This is a genomic window from Nocardioides albidus (genome assembly GCF_006335005.1).
Classification (GTDB): domain Bacteria; phylum Actinomycetota; class Actinomycetes; order Propionibacteriales; family Nocardioidaceae; genus Nocardioides; species Nocardioides albidus.
In genome coordinates this window covers 17,924-22,567 of record NZ_VDMP01000007.1, presented here as the reverse complement: position 1 = coordinate 22,567, position 4,644 = coordinate 17,924, and the positions used below count along the sequence as shown (strand labels likewise).

General features: G+C 73.4%; 5 protein-coding genes and 1 tRNA gene. 4 read left to right on the top strand and 2 right to left on the bottom strand.

Features of this window, described 5'->3' with window-relative positions; translation table 11 throughout:
- The first annotated feature begins 126 nt into the window (after positions 1-126).
- From FHP29_RS21445 to FHP29_RS00225, 3 genes are read left to right on the top strand one after another with little or no spacing between them, the layout of a single operon-like run.
- Positions 127-552, top strand: coding sequence for a hypothetical protein (locus FHP29_RS21445; protein WP_158296425.1), 426 nt, complete (start codon positions 127-129; stop codon positions 550-552).
- Positions 542-2,029 carry a sensor histidine kinase gene (locus tag FHP29_RS00230; RefSeq protein WP_139620868.1) on the top strand — a complete coding sequence of 496 codons (1,488 nt, stop codon included), beginning with the start codon at positions 542-544 and terminating at the stop codon, positions 2,027-2,029. Before FHP29_RS21445 ends, FHP29_RS00230 begins: the two co-directional genes overlap by 11 nt.
- A complete protein-coding gene (locus tag FHP29_RS00225) occupies positions 2,014-2,688 on the top strand; it encodes a response regulator transcription factor (RefSeq protein ID WP_139620867.1) in 675 nt (224 codons plus the stop codon). Before FHP29_RS00230 ends, FHP29_RS00225 begins: the two co-directional genes overlap by 16 nt.
- A gap of 95 nt (positions 2,689-2,783) precedes the next feature.
- Here the strand turns inward: FHP29_RS00225 and FHP29_RS00220 are convergent, their stop codons facing one another.
- Together FHP29_RS00220 and FHP29_RS00215 are read right to left on the bottom strand one after the other, a co-directional pair.
- A complete protein-coding gene (locus FHP29_RS00220; protein WP_139620866.1) occupies positions 2,784-3,662 on the bottom strand; it encodes a serine/threonine-protein kinase in 879 nt (292 codons plus the stop codon).
- Positions 3,663-3,669: 7 nt separating this feature from the next.
- Positions 3,670-4,071 (bottom strand): hypothetical protein, encoded by a 402-nt coding sequence (locus FHP29_RS00215; protein ID WP_139620865.1) that lies wholly within the window; start codon positions 4,069-4,071, stop codon positions 3,670-3,672.
- A gap of 258 nt (positions 4,072-4,329) precedes the next feature.
- Here FHP29_RS00215 and FHP29_RS00210 point away from each other — a divergent pair.
- Positions 4,330-4,401, top strand: a tRNA-Val gene (locus FHP29_RS00210).
- Positions 4,402-4,644 lie beyond the last annotated feature (243 nt).

Here is a 4,644-nt window from a genome sequence, read left to right as displayed (position 1 = left end):
GCGCGGGCCGAGCGCAGCGAGCGCCTGCGGGCAGCCTTCGACTGGCGACACGCTCGGCCCACAAGAATGAGAGGGCTCTCATCCGGCTCTCACGCACCGCCCACCATCAGGCAGGATGGTCGGGTCATGAGTCGTGCGTGGAAGGTCCTGCTGCCGGTCGCTGCGCTGATGGTGCTCGTCGGCTTCGCCGCCGGTGCCGTGGTCCGCGCGGGCGCCGACGAGCCGCCGGCCCGCGCGCCGATCGACCTCGGCCCGGCCCCCGACGACACGACGCCGGCCACCCCGGCCGCGCCGGCGACCTCGCCGACCCCGGAGGGCGCGCCGTCCACGTCCTCGGCCGAGGTGATCACGCCGCGACCCGATCTCGGTGACGACCGTCGCGGGCGCGATGACCGGGACGACCGGGACGACGACCGGCGCGGACCCGACGACGGTCACGGCGACGGTCACGGCGACGGGGACGACACGGAGGACGACAGCCAGGACGACACCGAGGACGACACCGAGGGCCGGGACGACGACCGCGGCGACCACGGGCACGATGACGACTGACCCGCCGTCCCGGTCCGGCCTGTCCGTCCGGACCCGGATCACCGCGGCCGTCGCGCTCCTGGTGACATTCGCTCTCGCGGGTGCGGGTCTCATCGTCTACTGGGTCGAGAGCCGGGCGCTGGCCGAGACCCTGCAGCAGGAGGTCGAGCAGGAGCTCGACGAGTTCGTCGCCCTCCAGCGCACCGGCGACTTCGCGACGGTGCGGGACCTGCTCGAGGGCTTCCTGACCCGCAACGTGCCCGACGACGACGAGCTCCTGGTCGGCTGGATCGGTGACGGGCGACTGGTGCAGTTCCCGGAGGACCCGCTCGTCGACGACCCGCGCTTCCTGGAGGCGGTGGCTCCGCTGGTCGTCGAGGGCGGGACGACCTACCTCGACACCGACCGCGGCGAGGTCCGGATCACCGCGCAGCCGGTCGCGCAGGGCAGCCAGCGCGGCGCGCTGCTGGTGGTCACCTACCTGTCGGAGGATCGCGCCGAGCTCGGCCAGACCATGCGCACCTACACCCTGGTCGCCCTGCTCTCGGCGGCGCTCGTCACCGGTGCCGCCGCCTGGGTCTCCGGCCGACTCCTGAGGCCGCTGCGGACCCTGCACCTCGCCGCCGAGACGATCACGGCCACCGACCTGTCGCGTCGCCTGCCCGAGCGCGGCAACGACGACATCACGGCGCTCACCCGGACGGTCAACGGGATGCTCGACCGTCTCGAGCACGCCTTCGCCGGCCAACGGCAGTTCCTCGACGACGCCGGCCACGAGCTTCGGACGCCGCTGACAGTGCTGCGCGGCCACCTCGAGCTCCTCGACGCCGACGACCCGCGTGAGGTGGCCGAGACCCGTGCGCTGCTGCTCGACGAGGTCGACCGGATGGGCCGGCTCGTCGGCGAGCTGATCGTCCTGGCCAAGAGCGACCGCCCCGACTTCCTCTCCCCCGGGCCCACCGACCCCTCCGCTCTTCTGGCCGCGGTGCTGACCAAGGCCCGGGGGCTCGGCGAGCGCGAGTGGGTCCTCGAGGTCGCGCCGGATCTCCCGGCCGAGCTGGTGCTCGACGCGCAGCGGGTCACCCAGGCGCTGCTGGCGCTGGCCGACAACGCGGTGAAGCACACCACGCCCGGGGGCCGGATCGCGGTCGGCGCGGCCCAGGTCGGGGCCACGCTGCGCTGCTGGGTCCATGACGACGGGCCCGGCGTGGCGGCCGAGGACCGCGAGCGGATCTTCAGCAGGTTCGGCCGCGCCGTCGTACCCGCGGGCGACGACGGCTTCGGTCTGGGGCTCTCGATCGTCGCCGCGATCGCGCAGGCCCACGGCGGGACGGCGTACGTCGAATCGGGCACCGCCCGGAGCGGCGCCCGCTTCGTCCTCGACGTGCCCGCTGTGCTCCCCGTCGTCCTGCCGCTGGCCCCGCCGGACCCGCCGTACCCTTCGGACCGGTCGGGCCCGTCCGAGCGGACCCAGGTGCTGTCGTGGCCCACATCCTGATCGTCGAGGACGAGGAGCGGATCTCCTCCTTCGTCGCCAAGGGACTGCGGGCCGAGGGCCACCGCACCACCGTCGCCGCCGACGGTCCGACCGGCCTGGACCACGCGCTCGCCGGGGACGTCGATCTCGTGGTGCTCGACATCGGCCTGCCCGGCTTCGACGGCTTCCAGCTGATCGATCAGCTGCGGTCGCAGGGGGCGCGCGTCCCCGTCATCGTGCTCACCGCCCGGGACTCGGTCACCGACACCGTCACCGCTCTCGAGGGCGGGGCGGACGACTACATGGCCAAGCCCTTCCGCTTCGCCGAGCTCAGCGCCCGGATCCGCCTGCGGCTACGGCAATCGGCCGCGCCGGCCGGCGCGAACGGCTCCGTGGAGCCGCTCGCCGCCGGCGGCGTCGTCCTCGACCTGCGCACACGACGCGCCACGATCGCGGGCCGCGAGGTCGAGCTCTCGGCCCGCGAGTTCGCCCTCGCCGAGATCTTCCTGCGCAACCCCGGCCAGGTCCTGTCCCGCGAGCAGCTCCTCGACCACGTCTGGGGCCTGGACTTCGACCCCGGCTCCAACGTGGTCGACGTCTACGTCGGCTACCTGCGCCGCAAGCTCGGCTCCGACGCCATCGTCACCGTGCGCGGGATGGGCTACCGCTTCGCCCGTTGAGTTGCCGCTTTCTCGTCGTCCAGTTGCCACCCGCCGCCGAGCCATGGCAACTCGACAGTGAGGACGGGGCAACTCAACGGTGAGAAAGGGGCAACTCAACCCTTCCAGTGGAGGCGGGGAGCGGGCAGGGCGGCGATCTCGGGCTCGAGCGCCTCGGCGACCTCGCGCGGCAGCGGGCGGTCGGCCGGGTCGGGCTCGAGGAGGGCGTGCACGACCTTGGCGACGGCGGAGGGTACGTCGGCGGGCAGCTCCACCGGAGCGTCCAGCAGCTGCGGGAACCGGCCGGCCGGTTCCGTCAGGTCCGGGTCCCCGTCGCGGAACGGGCGGTAGCCGGCGATCGCGTGGAACAGGGTGGTCCCCAAACCCCACAGGTCGCTGGCATGGCCGGGGACGCCGTACGCGTCTCCGGGAGCGGCCTGCTCGGGCGCCATGTAGGCGTCCGTGCCGATCTGCCCGGTGATCTCGGCGGCGCTGGCGGACTGGCGGGCGACGGAGAAGTCGATGAGCCGCGCGGGCGATCCCATGATCACGTTGCTGGGCTTGAGGTCGAGGTGGCACACGTCGGCGTGACGGAAGAAGTGCAGGGCCGAGGCGAGGTCGACGGCCAGCGGCAGGTACTGCTGGGGCGAGAGCCGCCGGTGCCGTCGGATCAGCCGCGAGAGGCTCGGACCCTCCACGTGCTCGAGCACCAGGTGGGGACGCGCCGCGTCGACGTCGTGCCGCAGTCCGCGTACGACGACCGGATGGTGCGCGACGTCGAGGGCCGTGGCCTCGCGGACCAGGGCCCGCAGAGTCTGCTCGTCGTCGGCGGCGTCCGGCCGGACGACCTTCGCCACGACCGGCCCGTAGGTGATCTCGTCGAAGGCGAGATAGGCCTCGTACGCCGAGCCACCCCCGAGCGGCCGCAGCGCGGTCAGCTCGGGGGTGATCGCGTCACCCTCGGCGAAGCCCCAGGACGACAGCGGCGTGCTCATCGCGGGATCAGCCGCGGGTGTTGTGGCGGGTGTTGTCGTTGGTGTGGTTGCGCGTCCAGTCCCGGACCTTCGCGCCGGGGCCGTCGCCGGTCCAGTCCGCGCGGGCCTGGCCGGTGCGGCTGTCGTCGCGCCCGCTGCGGGTTCCGGTCCGCGTGTCGTCGCCCTGGGTGTTGGTCACGCCTCCGGTGCTGGTGCCCGTGTTGGTGCGGGTGTCGGCGTTGGTCGGGTCGTCGTCCGGGTCGTCGTCGTCGCTGGCGAGAACGACGTCGGCGGTGTCCTGCTCACGCTTGAACGCGAGCTGCGCGTCACCGGCGCTGGCCTGGGCGGGCCACGCGAGCACACTGACGGCGACTCCGGCCGCCGTGACACCACCCAGCGCGCTGACCGCGACCATCAGGGGCTTCTTCATGGTTCCTCCTCGATCGGTGGTCGTCGACATCGCGTCGACATCGCCAACCTCCCGAGCCGGGGTGAGGCAGGCATGAGTCGGGGGTGAGAGGGTTCTCATGAACCGTCGGCCGCCGGGGCGCCTGTCGCTCCTAGGGTGTGGCCATGTCCGTCGAACCGGTCAGCGACCCCCGCCGCCGCGTCCTCGCCCGGGTCGGGCGGGCGCAGGCCTGCCGGTTCGGCCTGGCGCGCGGGCTTCGGTACGCTGTCCCGGCTTCCGGGGCGTATAGCTCAGCGGTAGAGCCCTTCGCTTACAACGAAGTGGTCGGGGGTTCGATCCCCTCTGCGCCCACCGTTCGACCGCGCCGCCGGGCCGCGACGCCGGTCGCCGCGACGGCGGCGCCGACGACCACACCGAGGCCGACGAGCAGGAGCCCTTGACGGTAGCGCGCCCGGCCCGCGTCGCGGCAGGCCGCCGCGATGGCGGCGTCGTTGCGGGCGGGCTCGCCGCCGGGGACGTTGTCGGCGTCGTTGAGGACCGTGTCGTACGACACGCTCGGCCCAAGACAACAGCGAAGCGTCTTGCCGCCAGGCG

Excerpts from the sequence above, each read along its gene's own strand:
- FHP29_RS21445 (WP_158296425.1), top strand. The coding sequence starts at position 127 with ATGAGTCGTGCGTGGAAGGTCCTGCTGCCGGTCGCTGCGCTGATGGTG.
- FHP29_RS00230 (WP_139620868.1), top strand. The coding sequence starts at position 542 with ATGACGACTGACCCGCCGTCCCGGTCCGGCCTGTCCGTCCGGACCCGG.
- FHP29_RS00220 (WP_139620866.1), bottom strand. The coding sequence starts at position 3,662 with ATGAGCACGCCGCTGTCGTCCTGGGGCTTCGCCGAGGGTGACGCGATC.
- FHP29_RS00215 (WP_139620865.1), bottom strand. The coding sequence starts at position 4,071 with ATGAAGAAGCCCCTGATGGTCGCGGTCAGCGCGCTGGGTGGTGTCACG.